The sequence below is a fragment of the Alloyangia pacifica genome (genome assembly GCF_020524285.1).
In the GTDB taxonomy this organism is placed as follows: domain Bacteria; phylum Pseudomonadota; class Alphaproteobacteria; order Rhodobacterales; family Rhodobacteraceae; genus Salipiger; species Salipiger pacificus_B.
Genome location: NZ_JAIVKX010000004.1, coordinates 365,080 through 380,793, shown reverse-complemented (window position 1 = coordinate 380,793; position 15,714 = coordinate 365,080). Strand labels below are relative to the sequence as shown.

The 15,714-nt window shown below is 67.6% G+C and carries 15 protein-coding genes and 1 tRNA gene; 8 read left to right on the top strand and 8 right to left on the bottom strand.

Annotated features, from left to right (window positions below):
* Position 1: 1 nt before the first annotated feature.
* Complete coding sequence (locus LC039_RS08185; protein WP_226623112.1) at positions 2-700, bottom strand: GntR family transcriptional regulator; 699 nt, start codon at positions 698-700, stop codon at positions 2-4.
* A gap of 175 nt (positions 701-875) precedes the next feature.
* On the opposite strand from LC039_RS08185, the gene LC039_RS08180 reads away from it, so the two are divergent.
* The 7 genes from LC039_RS08180 to LC039_RS08150 all read left to right on the top strand — a co-directional run bounded on the left by LC039_RS08180 (position 876) and on the right by LC039_RS08150 (position 9,108).
* Positions 876-1,646, top strand: a complete 771-nt coding sequence (locus tag LC039_RS08180; protein WP_226623110.1) for a class II aldolase/adducin family protein — start codon at positions 876-878, stop codon at positions 1,644-1,646.
* Positions 1,647-1,723: 77 nt separating this feature from the next.
* Positions 1,724-3,271: an ABC transporter substrate-binding protein gene (locus LC039_RS08175; protein WP_226623109.1), complete on the top strand. Its 1,548-nt coding sequence runs from the start codon at positions 1,724-1,726 to the stop codon at positions 3,269-3,271.
* A 108-nt stretch (positions 3,272-3,379) separates the two neighbouring features.
* On the top strand, positions 3,380-4,357 hold the full coding sequence (locus LC039_RS08170; protein WP_226623107.1) for an ABC transporter permease: 978 nt from the start codon (positions 3,380-3,382) through the stop codon (positions 4,355-4,357).
* Positions 4,358-4,372: 15 nt separating this feature from the next.
* A complete protein-coding gene (locus LC039_RS08165) occupies positions 4,373-5,206 on the top strand; it encodes an ABC transporter permease (RefSeq protein WP_226623105.1) in 834 nt (277 codons plus the stop codon).
* Positions 5,203-6,813 carry an ABC transporter ATP-binding protein gene (locus LC039_RS08160; RefSeq protein WP_226623104.1) on the top strand — a complete coding sequence of 537 codons (1,611 nt, stop codon included), beginning with the start codon at positions 5,203-5,205 and terminating at the stop codon, positions 6,811-6,813. The genes LC039_RS08165 and LC039_RS08160 overlap by 4 nt, the downstream gene beginning before the upstream one ends.
* Positions 6,810-7,703 (top strand): 2-hydroxyacid dehydrogenase, encoded by an 894-nt coding sequence (locus LC039_RS08155; protein ID WP_226623102.1) that lies wholly within the window; start codon positions 6,810-6,812, stop codon positions 7,701-7,703. The genes LC039_RS08160 and LC039_RS08155 overlap by 4 nt, the downstream gene beginning before the upstream one ends.
* Before the next feature lie 16 nt (positions 7,704-7,719).
* The gene (locus LC039_RS08150) at positions 7,720-9,108 is read left to right on the top strand and encodes an amidase family protein (RefSeq protein WP_226623100.1); all 1,389 of its coding nucleotides are present in this window, start codon (positions 7,720-7,722) and stop codon (positions 9,106-9,108) included.
* 139 nt (positions 9,109-9,247) lie between these two features.
* On the opposite strand, the gene LC039_RS08145 is transcribed toward LC039_RS08150, so the two are convergent.
* Positions 9,248-9,324, bottom strand: a tRNA-Met gene (locus tag LC039_RS08145).
* Between the two features lie 92 nt (positions 9,325-9,416).
* The gene (locus LC039_RS08140) at positions 9,417-10,724 is read right to left on the bottom strand and encodes an ATPase (protein ID WP_226623098.1); all 1,308 of its coding nucleotides are present in this window, start codon (positions 10,722-10,724) and stop codon (positions 9,417-9,419) included.
* 219 nt (positions 10,725-10,943) lie between these two features.
* On the opposite strand from LC039_RS08140, the gene LC039_RS08135 reads away from it, so the two are divergent.
* On the top strand, positions 10,944-11,729 hold the full coding sequence (locus LC039_RS08135; protein ID WP_226623096.1) for a pyrroline-5-carboxylate reductase family protein: 786 nt from the start codon (positions 10,944-10,946) through the stop codon (positions 11,727-11,729).
* Here LC039_RS08135 and LC039_RS08130 read toward each other — a convergent pair.
* The 5 genes from LC039_RS08130 to LC039_RS08110 form a co-directional block, all read right to left on the bottom strand.
* Positions 11,726-12,235 (bottom strand): prepilin peptidase, encoded by a 510-nt coding sequence (locus tag LC039_RS08130; RefSeq protein WP_226623087.1) that lies wholly within the window; start codon positions 12,233-12,235, stop codon positions 11,726-11,728. The two genes, LC039_RS08135 and LC039_RS08130, sit on opposite strands and share 4 nt — an antisense overlap.
* Positions 12,236-12,245: 10 nt before the next feature.
* Positions 12,246-13,106, bottom strand: a complete 861-nt coding sequence (locus LC039_RS08125) for a tetratricopeptide repeat protein (protein ID WP_226623085.1) — start codon at positions 13,104-13,106, stop codon at positions 12,246-12,248.
* Positions 13,107-13,168: 62 nt separating this feature from the next.
* Entirely contained in the window at positions 13,169-13,756 is a 588-nt protein-coding gene (locus tag LC039_RS08120; protein ID WP_226623083.1) for a tetratricopeptide repeat protein, read from the bottom strand.
* A gap of 10 nt (positions 13,757-13,766) precedes the next feature.
* Positions 13,767-14,735, bottom strand: coding sequence for a type II secretion system F family protein (locus LC039_RS08115; RefSeq protein ID WP_226623082.1), 969 nt, complete (start codon positions 14,733-14,735; stop codon positions 13,767-13,769).
* Positions 14,736-14,745: 10 nt separating this feature from the next.
* Positions 14,746-15,711, bottom strand: a complete 966-nt coding sequence (locus LC039_RS08110; RefSeq protein ID WP_226623077.1) for a type II secretion system F family protein — start codon at positions 15,709-15,711, stop codon at positions 14,746-14,748.
* Between the last annotated feature and the right edge of the window lie 3 nt (positions 15,712-15,714).

The window sequence follows — 15,714 nt, the reverse complement described above, 5'->3', positions numbered from 1 at the left end:
CTCAGTCCGCGTTGCGGTCGAGGTCGCGGAACTGGCGGGTCACCAGCTCTTGCGCCTCGCCGATATGCAGGCGCAGCGCGGCTTCGGCGGCCTCCGGGTCGCCGCGGCGAATGGCATCTAGGATGGGCTCATGGGTCTCGGCGATCTTCCGGGCGTCGTCGTAGAGCCGCCCGATCACCATGATCGAAAACTCGGTCTCGGCGGCGATCTGCTCGAAGACGTGCAGGAACTTGGGGTTGCCGCTGCCCGCGCAGAGCAGGCGGTGGAACTCCATGTCCGCCTCGACCTGGGTGAGCATGTCGGCCTCGTCCTCGGCAACGCGGTGCAGCACCGCGATCTGCGCGGCCAGCCGGTCGATGGTGCCGTCGAGCCCGTCGCGGATGACCCGGCGGGCGGCGGCGGTCTCGATCACCAGCCGCAGCTCGTAGAGGTCGTTCAGCGCCTCGACCGAGGTCTCGCGCACGAAGAAGCCGCGATTGGCGCGGTAGGTGACGAGGCCGGAGTTCTCCAGCAGGCGCGCGGCCTCGCGCACCGGGGCACGGCTGACGCCGAGCTCGCGGGCCACGACCGACTCCGACAGCCGCGCGCCGGGCGCAAGCTGGCCGGTGACGATGGCCTTGCTGAGCCGGGTCGCCACGCGCTGCACGAGGCCCTCGCGGTCGAGCGGCTCGAAACCTGTGGATCTGGGAGAGTTTGCCATGCGGATTGCCATGCGGAGCGGTCGCCTGAATTTTCTTCAGAGTAAGTGTCGACCTGTAGATTGTCGACAATTCTCTTGACCGAGGCGGGGGCGCTGCCCTTAGTCTGGCTTCAAATCATGCAATTGTGACTCGCCTCCAAGGTGAGCGCCTCAGGGAATGACAGGGAGGGCCGCAATGCGCGACGGCACGCAATCCCCCGACGTGACGCACCTCCGCCGCGATCTGGCTGCGGCCTACCGGCTGATCGCGCTGGAGGGTATGGACGACGGCATCTACACCCATATCTCGGCGCGGCTGCCGGACGGTCCGGGTGGCGAGAAACGCTTCCTGCTCAATCCGTTCGGGCTGCGCTTCGACGAGGTGACCGCCGCGAACCTGGTGACCGTGGACGAGACCGGCGCCGTGATCGACGACCCCTATGGCGCCGGGGTCAACGCCGCGGGCTTCACCATCCATTCCGCCGTGCACATGGCGCGTCACGACGCGGTCTGCGTGCTGCACACCCATACCGTCGCGGGGGTCGCGGTCTCGTCGGTCAAGGAGGGGCTGCTCAGCCTCAACCAATGGTCGGCGCAATTTCACGACAGCATCGCCTATCACGCCTACGAAGGCATCGCGCTCGACCTCGCCGAGCGCGAGCGCATCGTCGCCGACCTTGGAGACAAGCAGGTCATGCTGCTGCGCAACCACGGCACGCTGCTGCTTGGCCGCTCGGTGGCCGAGGCGGTGAAGCTGGCGCTGAACCTCGAGCGGTCGTGCAAGGCGCAGGTCGCCGCGCTCGGCATGGGGCTGACCCCCGACGTGCTGCCGGACGGGGTCGCCGCCCATGCCGCCGGCCAGTACCAGCGCGCCTACGATTCCATCGAGCTTCGCGGCAAGCCCGATCCAGAATGGGCCGCGCAGCTGCGCCGGCTCGACGCTCACGCCCCGGGCTACCTGGGCTGAGCAACTGCCCGCCCCGGGCAGCGACCGGGGCCTGACTTTCGAAGAAAAGCAGACAACCAGAACCGACAGGGATCCCCATGACCAAACTCAGAGCGACCACCTTCCTTATCGCCGCCACCCTCGCCGCGCCGCTTGCCGCGCAGCAGGAGGGCGGCCGCCTCGACATCGTCGTGCAGCCCGAGCCGCCGGGGCTGATGCTCGGCCTCGTGCAGAACGGCCCGACGCAGCTCGTGGCGGGCGACATCTACGAGAGCCTGCTGCGCTACAACTCCGACCTCGAGCCGCAGCCGAGCCTTGCCGAGAGCTGGGAGATCTCGGACGACGGTCTGACCTACACCTTCAACCTGCACGAGGGCGTCACCTGGCACGACGGCGAGCCTTTCACTGCCGATGACGTGGTGTTCTCGGCCGATGTCTTCCTGCGCGAGACCCACGCCCGCCTGCGCGCCTCGCTGGCCTACGTGGAGAGCATCACCGCGCCCGATGACACCACCGTCGTGTTCCAGCTCAAGGAGCCTTTCGGCCCGTTCATCAACGCCTTCGAGGCCGGCACCATGCCGATCGTGCCCAAGCACATCTACGAGGGCACCGACTACGCCACCAACGAGATGAACGCGACGCCCATCGGCACCGGCCCGTTCAAGTTCGAGACCTGGGAGAAGGGCAGCTACATCCACCTGGTGAAGAACGAGGACTACTACCTCGAGGGCAAGCCCTACCTCGACGAGGTCTATTACCGGGTGATCCCCGATGCCGCCGCCCGCGCCGTGGCCTTCGAGACCGGCGAAGTGGACGTGCTGCCCGGCGGCTCGGTCGAGAACTGGGACGTGCCGCGCCTGACCGAGATGGAGGGCGTCTGCTCCACCGGCGCGGGCTGGGAGTTCTTCGCGCCGCTGGCGTGGATGTGGATGAACAACCGCGAAGGGCCGACCTCGGACGTGCGTTTCCGTCAGGCGGTGATGTACGCCATGGACCGCGACTTCGTGAAGGACGTGGTGTGGAACGGTTTCGGCAAGGTCGCCACCGGGCCGGTCGCCTCGTCGACCAACTTCTACAGCGACGACGTCACCCCGTATGACTACAATCCCGAGAAGGCCGAGGCGCTGCTCGAGGAGATGGGCTACGACGGCGCGCCGGTGCGTATCCTGCCGCTGCCCTATGGCGAGACCTGGCAACGCTGGGCCGAGGCGGTGCGGCAGAACCTGTCGGAGGTCGGCATCAACGCCGAGATCGACAGCACCGACGTGGCGGGCTGGAACGAGAAGACCTCGCAGTGGGATTACGATCTGGCCTTCACCTACCTCTACCAATACGGCGATCCGGCGCTTGGCGTGTCGCGCAACTACACCGCCGACCGCATCAAGAAGGGCAGCCCCTGGAACAACGTCGAGGGCTACGAGAACCCCGAGCTCGACGCCAAATGGGCGGCGGCGGCCACGATGGTCACCCCCGAGGAACGCGCCGCGGCCTACGCCGAGATCCAGAAGGAGATCGTCGACGACGTGCCGGTGGCCTGGCTGCAGGAGCTGGAGTTCCCGACCATCTACCGCTGCGACGTCAAGGACCTGGTGACCACCGCCATCGGCATCAACGACGGTCCGCGCGACGCCTGGATCGAAGAGTAATCCTCGCATATCGGGGCGGGCCCGCGCGGCCCGCCCTCACGTCGCCCCCGGCATGACCGCCTTGGGGGCAGGAACCAACGGGACGACCGGCGTGTCGAACGGGGGCCAATGAGCATATTCACCGTCATCCTGTCACGGGCGTTCAAGGCGTTCCTGACACTCCTGGCCATCGCGGTCCTGAACTTCTGCCTGCTGCACGCAGCGCCGGGTGATCCGGCGGTTGTGCTGGCGGGCGAGGCCGGGGCCGCCGACGAGCAGATGATCGAGCAACTGCGCGAACGCTTCGGTCTCGACCAGCCCTTCTACGTGCAGCTCGGCAAATACGTCGGCGGCGTGCTGCAGTTCGACCTCGGCTATTCCTTCCGGCAAGGCGCGCCGGTCTCCGAGCTGATCCTCGACCGGCTCCCGGCGACGCTGCTGCTGACGCTGACCGCCTTCGTGATCTCGCTAGTGCTCGGCATCGCCTTCGGTGTCGCCGCCTCGGCGCGGGTGGGCAAGCCGTCGGACAGCCTGCTGACCACGCTGGCGCTGCTGTTCTACGCCACGCCGCTCTACTGGGCGGCGCTGATGGCGGTGCTGGTGTTCTCGGTCTGGCTCGGCTGGCTGCCCGGCTTCGGCTACGAGACGGTGGGCGCGGATTACACCGGCATGGCGCGGGTGATCGACATCGCCAAGCACCTCGTGCTGCCGGCGCTTACGCTGGGGCTCTTCTTCATGGCCGTCTACATGCGCATGACCCGCGCCTCGATGCTCGAGGTGAGCCAGCTCGATTTCGTGAAGACCGCCAAGGCCAAGGGCCTTTCCGGCCCGGCGATCCGCCGCCGCCACATCCTGCGCAACGCGATCCTGCCGGTGGTGACGCTGGCGGGCCTGCAGGCGGGCCAACTGGTGGGCGGCGCGGTGCTGACCGAGACCGTCTTTGCCTGGCCGGGCATCGGGCGGCTGATGTTCGAGAGCCTCGCGGCGCGCGACTACAACACCATCCTCGGCGTCTTTCTCGTCTCGGCCGCCATGGTGATCCTGTTCAACATCGTGACCGACATCGTCTACCGGCTTGTCGATCCGCGCATCGGCGCGCGCGCGTAAGGGAGGGCTCAGATCATGTGGAAACGTTTCTCCTCCAACATCGGCGCGATGATCGGCGTGGTGCTTCTGGTGGCGGTGATCGCCATCGCCATCTTCGCCCCGCTGCTGTTCAGCCATGATCCGTGGCAGATGGTACAGCGCCCGTTCCTTGCGCCCTTCAGCATGGACGGTCTGCCGCTCGGCACCGACACGCTGGGCCGCGACGTCGCCTCGCAGCTGGCCTATGGCGCGCGCGTGTCGCTGCTGGTGGGCCTCGTGTCGACGCTGGTGGCGCTGCTGATCGGCGTGCCGCTGGGGGCGCTGGCGGGCTTTTACGGCAACTGGGTGGACGAGGGCGCCATGCGCTTCACCGAGTTCTTCCAGACCATCCCCAACTTCGCGCTGGCTATTGTGCTGGTGGCGATCTTCGAGCCCACATTGGCCTCGATCACCATCGCCATCGCCATCGTGTCGTGGCCGCCGGTGGCGCGTCTGGTGCGGGCCGAGGTCATGTCGGTGCGCAAGCGCGAGTTCGTCGACGCCGCAAGGCTGGCGGGCCTGTCGCGCCCGCGTATCCTGATGACGCAGGTTCTGCCGAATACTGTCTCGCCGATCATCGTCATGGCCTCGCTGATGGTCGCTACCGCGATCCTGCTGGAAAGCTCGCTGTCCTTCCTCGGCCTCGGTGATCCCAACGCGATGAGCTGGGGCTACATGATCGGCGCGGCGCGTACGGTGATCCGCAGCGCGTGGTGGCTCAGCTTCTTTCCGGGCATCGCCATCGTCATCACGGTGCTGGCGCTGAACCTCATCGGCGAGGGTCTGAACGATGCCCTCAACCCCCACCTCAGCCGGAAGGGCAAGGCATGAGCGCGCTCTCCATCGAACACCTCAGCATCGGTCTGCCGCAGGGCGCCGACCGGGCCTTCGCGGTCGAGGACATCTCCTTCGCCATCGAGAAGGGCGAGATCCTCTGCGTGGTCGGAGAGAGCGGCTCGGGCAAGTCGATGACCGCCAATGCGCTGATGGGGCTGCTGCCGCCGGGCGTGACGGTGAAGTCCGGCCGTGCCATGTTCGAGGCGCGCGACATCCTGCGCCTGCCGGAGGCCGAGAAGCAGGCGCTGCGCGGCGAGCGCATCGCGATGATCTTCCAGGAGCCGATGACCGCGCTCAACCCGCTGATGCGCATCGGCGAGCAGATCGCCGAGGTCTTCGCCGCACATGACCGCTTTTCCCAGCAGGAGCGGCGCGACAAGGCGCTGACCCTCATCCGCGAGGTCGGGCTGCCGGATCCGGAGAAGATCATCCGCGCCTATCCCTTCCAGCTCTCGGGCGGGCAGCGGCAGCGGGCGATGATCGCCATGGCGCTGGCGCTGGAACCGAAACTGCTGATCGCCGACGAGCCCACGACGGCGCTCGACGTCACCACGCAGGCGCAGATCCTCAAGCTGATCCTCGACCTGCGCGAGCGGCATGGCATGGCGGTGATGTTCATCACCCACGACTTCGGCGTGGTGGCCGAGATCGCCGACCAGGTGATCGTCATGCGCGAGGGCCGGGTGGTCGAGCGTGGCAGCGCCGCCTCGGTGCTCACCGATCCGCAGCACGAGTACACCCGCCGCCTGCTCGACGCGATCCCCACCGGCAAGCTGCCCCCCGCCCGTGCCCCGCGCGAGGTGCCGGCGCTGGAGATCAAGGGGCTGCGCAAGGTCTACCGCACCGGGGGTGGCTTCTTCCGCCCGGTGCGCGAGGTGCGTGCGGTGGATGACGTCTCGCTCACCGTGGGGCGCGGCGAGGTGCTGGGGCTGGTGGGCGAATCCGGCTCGGGCAAGTCGACGCTGGGCCGCACCGCGGTGCGACTGGTGACGCCGGACGGCGGGCAGGTGCTGGTCGGCGGCACCGATCTGGCGGCGCTGTCGGAGGAGGAGCTGCGCAAACAGCGCCACAAGGTGCAGATGGTGTTTCAGGATCCCTATGCCTCGCTCAACCCGCGCCAGCGCATCATGGGGGCCCTCACGGACGGGCCCATCACCAAGGGCTTCCCGAAAGCGCAGGCGCAGGCCCGCGCGCGCGAACTGCTGGAGATCGTCGGCCTTGGCGCCGAGGCGGCCAGCCGCTTCCCGCATGAATTCTCCGGCGGCCAGCGCCAGCGTATCGGCATCGCGCGCGCGCTCGCCATGGACCCCGAGCTGATCATCGCCGACGAGGCGGTTTCGGCGCTGGACGTGTCGATCCAGGCGCAGGTGCTGGACCTTCTGCGCGATCTGCGCGAGCGTTTCGACCTGTCGATCCTCTTCATCACCCACGATCTGCGGGTGGCGGCGCAGCTCTGCGACAGGATCGCCGTGATGCAGAAGGGAAAACTGGTGGAGATCGGAACCGTGCACGACATTTTCCTGAGGCCCCAACAAGACTACACGCGGCAGCTCCTGGCCGCCGTGCCCGGCGCCGACTGGGCCAAGGCGGGCGCCGCATGAGGGGCGTCATCACGACGACCGGCGGCGTCGACCTCTGGCCGCACTTCAACGGGATCTTTGCCGAGGATGCGCCCGAGCTGACGGTGATGCGTCGCGAGGACGTCACGGATCCGGCGCAGGTGGATTTCGTCTTCACCTTCATTCCGCCCGACGATGTCTTCGAGGGCATGACCGGCCTCAAGGCGATCTTTTCGGCCGGGGCGGGCACCGACGCGATCATGGCGTGCCCGTCGCGCCCCGCGCATGTGCCGGTCTACCGGGTCGAGGATGCCGACCAGGCGCTGCAGATGGCGGGCTTCGCCGCCTTCCACGTGCTCTGGCACCACCGCGACATGGGCCGCTACGTGGCGCAGCAGCAACGGGGAGAGTGGGCGCGCACGGTCACCGGGCTCTCGCCGACCTATCGCCGCGTCGGCGTGTTGGGCTTCGGCCACATGGGCCGCGCCATCGCCAAGGGTCTGATGGGGCTGGGCTATCCGGTGGCGGGGTATTCGCGCCGCGCGCCCGATCCGGCGGAGCCGGGCGTGGCGCATTTCCACGGCGACGGGCTGGATGATTTTCTTGCACGGACAGACATCCTGGTGAACGTGCTGCCGCTGACCGGGGCCACGCGCGGGCTGATCGATGCAGGCTTCCTGTCGAAGCTGCCGCAGGGCGCGGCGCTGGTGCAGATGGGTCGCGGCGGGCAGGTGGTCGAGGACGACCTGATTGCGCAGCTCGACAGCGGGCACCTCTCGGGGGCCTCGATGGACGTCTTCGAGACCGAGCCCCTGCCGCAGGACCACCCGCTCTGGGCGCACCCGAAGGTGCTCATCACCCCGCATGTCGCCAGCATCCCCGAGCGCCGCTTCGTGGTGCGGGCGATCCGCGAGCGGCTTTCCTCCCTCTGATCCCGGACCCAGCCTGATGACAGACCCCAACGACCTCACCGCCCGCGAGCTCGCCGTCCGCGTCCGCGCCGGCACGCTGAAGGCGGCCGAGGTGACCCGCGCCACGCTCGACCGGGTGGCGCGGCTGAACCCCGGCATCAATGCCATCGTGCAGGACACCGGAGAGGAGGCCATGCGCGACGCCGAGGCGCTCGATGCCCGCATCGCCGCGGGCGACGAGGGCGGCGCGCTGGCAGGCGTGCCGGTGACGGTCAAGGTGATCGCCGACCAGAAGGGCTATGCCACCACCAATGGCACGACGCTGGCCAAGGACCTGATCGCCACCGAGGACAGCCCCTTCCTGCGCAATATGCGCGCGCAGGGGGCCATCGTGGTGGGGCGCACCAACTGCCCGGCCTTCTCCTACCGCTGGTTCAGTTCCAACAAGCTGCATGGCACCACCAGCAACCCGCATAACCCAGATCTGACACCCGGCGGCTCGTCGGGCGGCGCCGGGGCGGCCACGGCGGCGGGGCTGGGGCATATCGCCCATGGCACCGACATCGCCGGATCGATCCGCTATCCGGCCTACGCCTGCGGCGTGCAGGGGCTGCGGCCGACGCCGGGGCGGGTGCCGGCCTTCAACCACTCGGGACCGGACCGCGCCATCGGCCCGCAGCTCATGGCCGTGGCGGGGCCGCTGGCTCGCCGCGTCGATGATCTGCGGCTGGGACTCGAGGGCATGGCGGGCTATGCGCCCGACGATCCCTGGAGCGCGCCGGTGCCGCTCACCGGTCCTGCCGTGGTGCCACGTGTGGCGCTGATGAAGCGCCCCGGCGGCATCGCGACCGACCCGCGCATCCTCGCCGATCTCGAACGCGCCGCCGAGGTCCTGCGCAAGGCGGGATGGCAGGTCGAGGAGCCGACGCAGGTGCCCGATATCCGCGAGGCGGTGGAGCTGCAGATCGACCTGTGGCTCTCGGACGCGCATTCCGACAAGCTGGCGGCGGCAAGGCTCGAGGGTGATCCGGGGGCCATCGCGCTGCTGTCCTTCTACGAGGAGCGGGCGCGGGGCATCGACCTTGCGAAGTTCAGCGAGCTGTTCAGCCGCCGCGCGCGGCTGATCCGGGCGTGGCGCGCCTTCCTCGTTGACTACCCGCTCGTGCTGATGCCGGTCTCCGCCGCGCTGCCCTTCGCGCAGGATGAAGACCTGAATGGCCCCGAGGCCATCGCGCGCCTGTGGGAGGCCCAGGTGCCGCAGATCGGGATCCCGCTGCTCGGCCTTCCGGCGCTGTCGGTCTGTTCCGGGGTGGAGGCGGGCGTGCCCTCGGGCGTGCAGCTGGTCGCGCCGCCCTGGCGCGAGGACTTGTGTCTCGAGGCAGGCGAGGTGCTGGAGCGCAGCTTCGGGCTGCATCCGCCGGGCTGACCTGGCCCGACTTGCAGACGAGACCCGGCGCGCGCCTCGGCGCGCGTTTTCCTGTGGCCATGACCCAGGAACGACTCAAGGACGCCCAAAGGCGCTATCCCCTATAGATCGGGTAGTCTTGTCGATGATGGGGGACTTCTGGTAGCGGAGGAGGGACTTGAACCCCCGACACGCGGATTATGATTCCGCTGCTCTAACCAACTGAGCTACTCCGCCAAGAAGTGAGCGCTGAATATGGTTATGGGCCGGGAGGGTCAAGCGGAAAAATCACCTGCCGTGGCGGAAATTTCGCACCCCCTCCCGGGGCCTCATTTCACGATGGTTTCGTCACGCACGAAGAGGTTCGCCCAGGCCCGGTCGACCAGCTCGCGGGTCATCTTGTGCGGCCAGCCTTCGAAGTCGCAGATGGCCTTCATCTGGTCGATGAGAAACACCGGCTGGTAGTTGGCGTAGACGTTGTCGATGGTCGGATACTTGCTTTTCAGCAGGTAGACGAGCGAGTCCTCGTCGAGCCCCATCTGCTTCTTGCGCGCGACCATGGCGAAGATCTTCAGGAAGTCCTGCTGGTTCGGCCCGTCGATCTTGATCTTGAAGAAGATCCGGCGCAGCGCCGCCTTGTCGAAGATCTCGTTGGGGTGGAAGTTGGTCGAGAAGATCACCAGCGTGTCGAAGGGCACCTCGAATTTCTCGCCCGACTGCAGGGCAAGGATATCCTTGCTTTCCTCCAGCGGCACGATCCAGCGGTTGACCAGTTTCTGCGGCGGCTCGGCCTGGCGGCCAAGGTCGTCGACGATGAAGAGGCCGCCGGTGGACTTGAGCTGTAGCGGCGCCTGGTAGGTGCGCGCGGTCGGGTTGTAGACCAGATCGAGCATGTCGAGCGACAGCTCGCCGCCGGTGATCACCGTGGGCCTGTCGCAAAGCACATAGCGGGTGTCGAAGCGCGTGGTACGGCGCAGGCGGGTCGGATCCTCGATCTCGGTCTCGGCAGCATTGTGCACGATGGGATCGTAGACGGTGATGACCTGGCCGGAATACTCGATGGCGCGCGGCACGTAGATGCGGTCGCCCAGGGCTTCGCGGATGCCGTTGGAGATCGAGGACTTACCGTTGCCCGGCGGGCCGTACATCAGGATCGAGCGGCCCGCGCTCACCGCCGGACCCAGATGCGAGAGCAGGTCGGGCGGCAGCACGAGGTGACCCATGGCGCCGGTCAGCGCCTCGCGGGTGACCTGGATATTGCGGATCGACTGGCGCTGCACCTGTTCGCGGTAGGCCGAGAGCGGCACCGGCATCGGGCCGAAGTATTCGGACTGCGACAGCGCGTCGAGGGCGCGCGCCCTGCCGCTGTCGGTGAGCTGGTAGTGCATCTCGCTGCTGACCGCGTCGCCACGGGTGCCCATCGCCTCGATCAGCCCTTGGCCGCGGGCCAGGTCGACGAGTTCCTGGGTGATGACGATCGGCAGGCAGATCGCCTGCGCGAGATCGCTGACCACGTTGGTGTTCTTGCGGAACAGCGTCTTGAGGACGATGTCGCGCATCATGGTGCGCGGCAGGACCATGTCTTCGAGGCGCTTCGGGGCCGGGGGCGCGATCACGCCGGAGGTCTGCATGTTCATCGGTGCTCTGCCCTGTCTCTGTCCTGCTCGGGTGTGTTGCTCGGGTGCGCCAAGGGGCGTGTCGTGGTCCGGAGCCAGTCCGGCGCCATGGCCCGCGTTGTTGCGGCTCAGGAAACTCCAGCATTGTGGCAAGAGCTTGTCTCGGCGCGGGAATTGCCGGGGCGGCTTGCGCGAAAGCGGTGGGTGGGGGAGGCTGCCGGGAACGAACAGGAGAGCGCGATGACGGATGGAATGACGGTCGGGGTGATCGGCGGGACGGGCATGCTGGGGCGGAGTATGGTGACCGCCTTTCTGGACAGCGGCGTGGTGCCTCCCGGGGCGCTGTGGGTCGCCAACCGCTCGGGCGCGCGGGGCGATCTGCCCGAGGCGGTGCAGGTGACCGCCGACGCGCAGGCGCTGGCCGCGGCCTGCGAAGTGGTGATTCTGTCGGTGCCGCCGGCGCTGTTCGAGGCGCTGCGGATCGATGCCTCGGGCGCGCTGGTGATCTCGGTGATGGCGGGGGTGTCGCGGGCGCGGATCGCCGAACACACGGGCGCCACGCGCGTGGTGCGGGCGATGTCGAGTCCGGCGGCGGCGCGGCGGCTGGCCTTCTCGCCCTGGTGCGGCGAGGTCTCGACCGACGATGGCACGCGGGTGACCGAACTCCTGGGCGCCTGCGGCAAGGCGGCGGAGGTCGCGGACGAGTCGCAGATCGAGATCTTCACCGCGATGACCGGCCCGGTGCCAGGCTTCGTCGCGCAATTTGCGGCGGCGATGGCGGACTATGCGGCGCGGCGGGGCGTTGCCCCCGAGGTCGCGGACATGGCGGTGCGGCAGCTGTTCCTGGCCTCGGGCGAGATGCTGGCGCAGGAGGCGCCGACACCGCAGCAGCACGTGCAGGAGATGGTCGACTACGCGGGGACCACCGCGGCGGGGCTGCTGGCACTGCAGGACGCCGGGTTGCAGGGCGTGGTGGACAGGGGGCTCGACGCCGCGGTCGCCCGCACGCGCGAGATCGCGGGCTAGGGCGTCGGCGCCGCGCCGTAGAGCGCGCCGAGCACCAGGTAGAGCGCCAGGGTGCCGGCCAGCGCCAGCCCCATGGGAAAGCGGCTTCCGCTCTCCCAGCTCTTCCAGTCGGGGGCGAGCCGGCGCAGCGGTGTGGCGCGTATCAGCCTGTGGCTGGTGAAGGCCGCGAGCAGTGTCGCGGCAAAGAGCGCCATGACGAAACGCAGATCCCCGAGGTGGATGAAGGGCGCGGCGGCGGCGGCGAACTTGGCATCCCCCGCGCCGACGGCGCCGCCGGCGTTGAGCGCGATCCCGGCAACCAGCACCGCGAGCATCTGAAGATAACGCCAGGCGTAGATGTCCAGCGGCAGCACGATGGGCCCGACGACCACGAAGATCGCGAAGAGGCAGATCACCGCCTTGTTGAGTATCCGCATGTATTTCATGTCGGTGAAGCAGACCCAGAGGCAGACCGCCAGGACCGGGGGCAGGAACCAGATCGCGGCGGTTGCGGAGATCACCAACATGTCTGACGCCTCAGTTCGTGACCGGGCCTTCCAGCGCGTCGAGGGCGCGGGCGGCGGCTTCGAAGTGCTGCGGGTGGGTCTCCAGCGCGTCGCGCAACAGCCCCTTGCCGATCTCGACGTCGCCGCGCTTGACCGCGGCAAGGCCCAGCGTCTGCAGCAGCTCGGCCCGCTCGACCTGCGTCATCTGCACCACCGGCAGCGTATAGTTGCCCTGCGCGCCGCGTGCCAGAACCAGATTGTTCTTGGCGGTGAAGAGCTTGGGATCGTGGCGGATGGCATCTGAAAACAGCCGTTCCGCATCGGCATAATCGCCGCGCGAAAGCTTGGAGTAGCCCCAGTTGTTCAGCACCGAGGCCGGCTTGGTGGTCAGCCCGGAGGCGACCTCGTAGAAGCTGTCCGCCTTCTTCCACTCCTGGTGGCTGTCGGCGATCATCGCTTCGAGCCGGTAGCGCTGGAAGGTCTCGTGGGTGGGGGGGATGCCGTCGAGCACCTGCTCGGCGCGGTCCCAGTTGTTGTTGCGGATCAGCGCGTCCGCGAGCGAGACCTGGTCGTCGCTGGTCGAGCCCTCGTGGGCGATGACCTGGGTCCAGGCGCTGGTGGCCTCGGGGTAACGCTTGGCGCGCACCAGAGATTTGGCCAGCCCGCGCTGGAAGTCGATGCGGGAGGGATCCTGTTCGGCGCTGCGCGAGAAATAGGCCACGGCCTCGTCGGGATCGCCCGCGGAAAGCATGACCTCGGTCAGCCCGGCACCGTCGATGGCGTTGACGCCGGAAAATTCGCGATCCACCGCGTCCTTGTCGATATCCTTGCCACAGGCGGACAGGGCCAGAATACCCGCCGCGAGGGCGATCAAAACATTCGGGTGGCGCATTTCCTGCGTCCTCTTGCTGCTCTTACCTCTTGCGCTGGCCTGTCTGCGCCGCTTTTGCGGTCTCAGTCGTTGCGCCGGATAAGGAAACTTCCGCTGCCCCGGCGGACCAGCCTATAGTCTTGATTTTGCGCCGGATCATAACCGGTATCGTCGCGCTTTGCGAGCGCCAAGCGCAGATTGTCGCGAATTGCGTCACTTTCTCCGTTGTCGAGGGCATAGGCGCGACGGAAAATCTCGGCGGCCTCCGATGTCTGGCCACTGTTCATCAGCGCCACGCCGAGATTGTTCCACGCCTCGGGCCAGGTCGGCTCGACCTCCACGGCGCGGCGAAGCAACGTCTCGGCCTGCCCGAGCCTTCCGAGGGCGAGGTTGGCGGAGCCGAGCGAGCTGAGCACCTCTGCGGTGAGCCCGTGGGTGCCCGCGGCGCGGGTATAGGCCTCGAGCGCAAGCTCCGACTCGCCCGCCTGCATCAGCCGGTGCCCGACGAGCAGTTGGTCCACCTCCTGACCGCTCGGATCGAGCGTCGGTGCGAAGGGCGTGCCGTCCTGTTGCTCCAGCGTCTCGGGCGCGCCGAAACCACCAAGGCCGCCCGTGGAACAGGCGGCCAGGCAGAGCAGGGCGACGGTGGCACAAACTGGACGTGGATTCATTCTGCCGGGTCTAGAAGTTGGCGCTGAACTGGCCGAGGCCCACGATCGACGGTCCGACGAGGATGATCATCAACGGGGGCACCGTCAGCATCATAGTGGTGAGCGTCATCTTTGTCGGCAGCTTGTTTGCCTTTTCCTCGGCGCGCATGACCCTTTTGTCACGCATCTCGCCGGCGTAGACTCGCAGGGCGTCGGCGATCGAGGTGCCGAAGCTTGCCGCCTGGTTGAGCACGATCACGAAGGACGACACATCGTTCACCCCGCAGCGGTCGCCCATGTCGGCAAGCACGCTGGCCTTGTCCTTGCCCGCCTTCAGCTCGTGGCAGACGATTTCGAACTCATCGGCCAGCGCGGGATAGGAGGCGTGCAGCTCTTTGGCGACGCGGTTGATCGACTGGTCCAGCGACTGGCCCGCCTCGACACAGACGAGCATCATGTCGAGCGCGTCGGGGAAGCCTTCCTCGATCTGCTGGCGGCGCTCCTCGACGCGGCGCGTGATCCAGTACTTGGGTGCGAGGTAGCCGGCGGCGCCGGGCCCGAGCATCCACATCAGCTTGGTCGTAAGCGGCGTCTCGGGCGTGTCGAGCACCAGCAGGTAGTAAAGCGAGCCCACGGCGAGCAGGCCGAGGCCGAGCAACATCTGCGCGAGATAGTAGAGCCGCACTGAGTCGCGGCTGCGATAGCCGGCCTGCATCAGCTTCTTGCGGACCGCGCCGAGTTCCTCTTCGGTGGTCGGCTCAAGATACTGCGCGTAGCGGTTCAGCTTCTCGTTGCGCTTGGTGTCGCGCAGCACGGCGCGGGTGTCCTTCTCCATCTTCTGCCGCGCGGTCTCGCGCAGCTTGTCCATGGGATCGGGACGCGAACGCAGCATAAGCGGGATGCTTGCGAGGATCAGCAGGAAGGCGAGGCCGGCAACCACCAGCAGCGGGCCGGCGGGGCCGAGCTTTGCGGTGATCAGGGCGTTGAGGGTATCGAGCATGGCATGCTCCTCAGACTTTGATGTTCACCAGGATGCGCATGACGATCAGGTTCAGAACCAGGAAGACGGCCACGGCGAAACAGGCGGGGATGAAGAACGGGTGGTCGAGCACCTCGTCGTAGTAGTGCGGGTCCAGCACCTGGATCGCGAGCAGCACGAAGACGGGGAAACCCGAGAGGAACTTGCCGGACCATTGCGCCTCGGCGGTGATCGCCTTCACCCGGCGGAACAGCCGGAAGCGGGCGCGGATCACCTTGGCCAGGCCCTCGAGAATCTCGGCGAGGTTGCCGCCCGACTGCTGCTGGATGCTGACCGCCACCGCAAGGAAGCGCAGATCCTGCATGTCGAGCCGTTCCGCCATGTGCTTGAGCGCCTCGCCGATGTCGCGGCCATAGGTCGCCTCGTCCGAGATCACCCCGAACTCGGTGGCCAGCGGATCCTTGATCTCCTTGGAGACGATGCTGATCGCCGAGCTGAACGGGTAGCCGACGCGCAGGCTGCGCACCATCAGTTCGACCGCGTCGGGCAGTTGCTCCTCGATCAGGGCGAGACGCTTCTTGGCCTTGCCGTTGACCCACATGTAGACGCCGCCGACGCCGATCAGGATGCCCATCACCAGCCGCACCGGCAGCGAGGTCTCGGTCCCGACGGTCAGCGCGAAGAAGGCAAAGACGCTGACGCCGATCATGATGAGGATCAGCTGCTGCGGCGTGAAGGCGAGCGCCGCCTTCTGCGCCCGGTCGGCCAGCAGCGAGTAGAGCGGGATGCCGCGGTTGTTGGTATGCTGGTCCATCTCCTTGCGGAGCGTCGCCAGAACATCCTCGCGGGAGGTGTTCTTGCTCAGCATGTCCAGCCGGCGGTTGACCTTGTTGTTGAGCCGGATCGATTTGCCGAAGGCGACGAGGTAGACGCCCTCGACCAGCACCAGCACGCCGATGAAGATCAGCCCGTAGATGATCGGTTCTGCGGTGAGCATGGC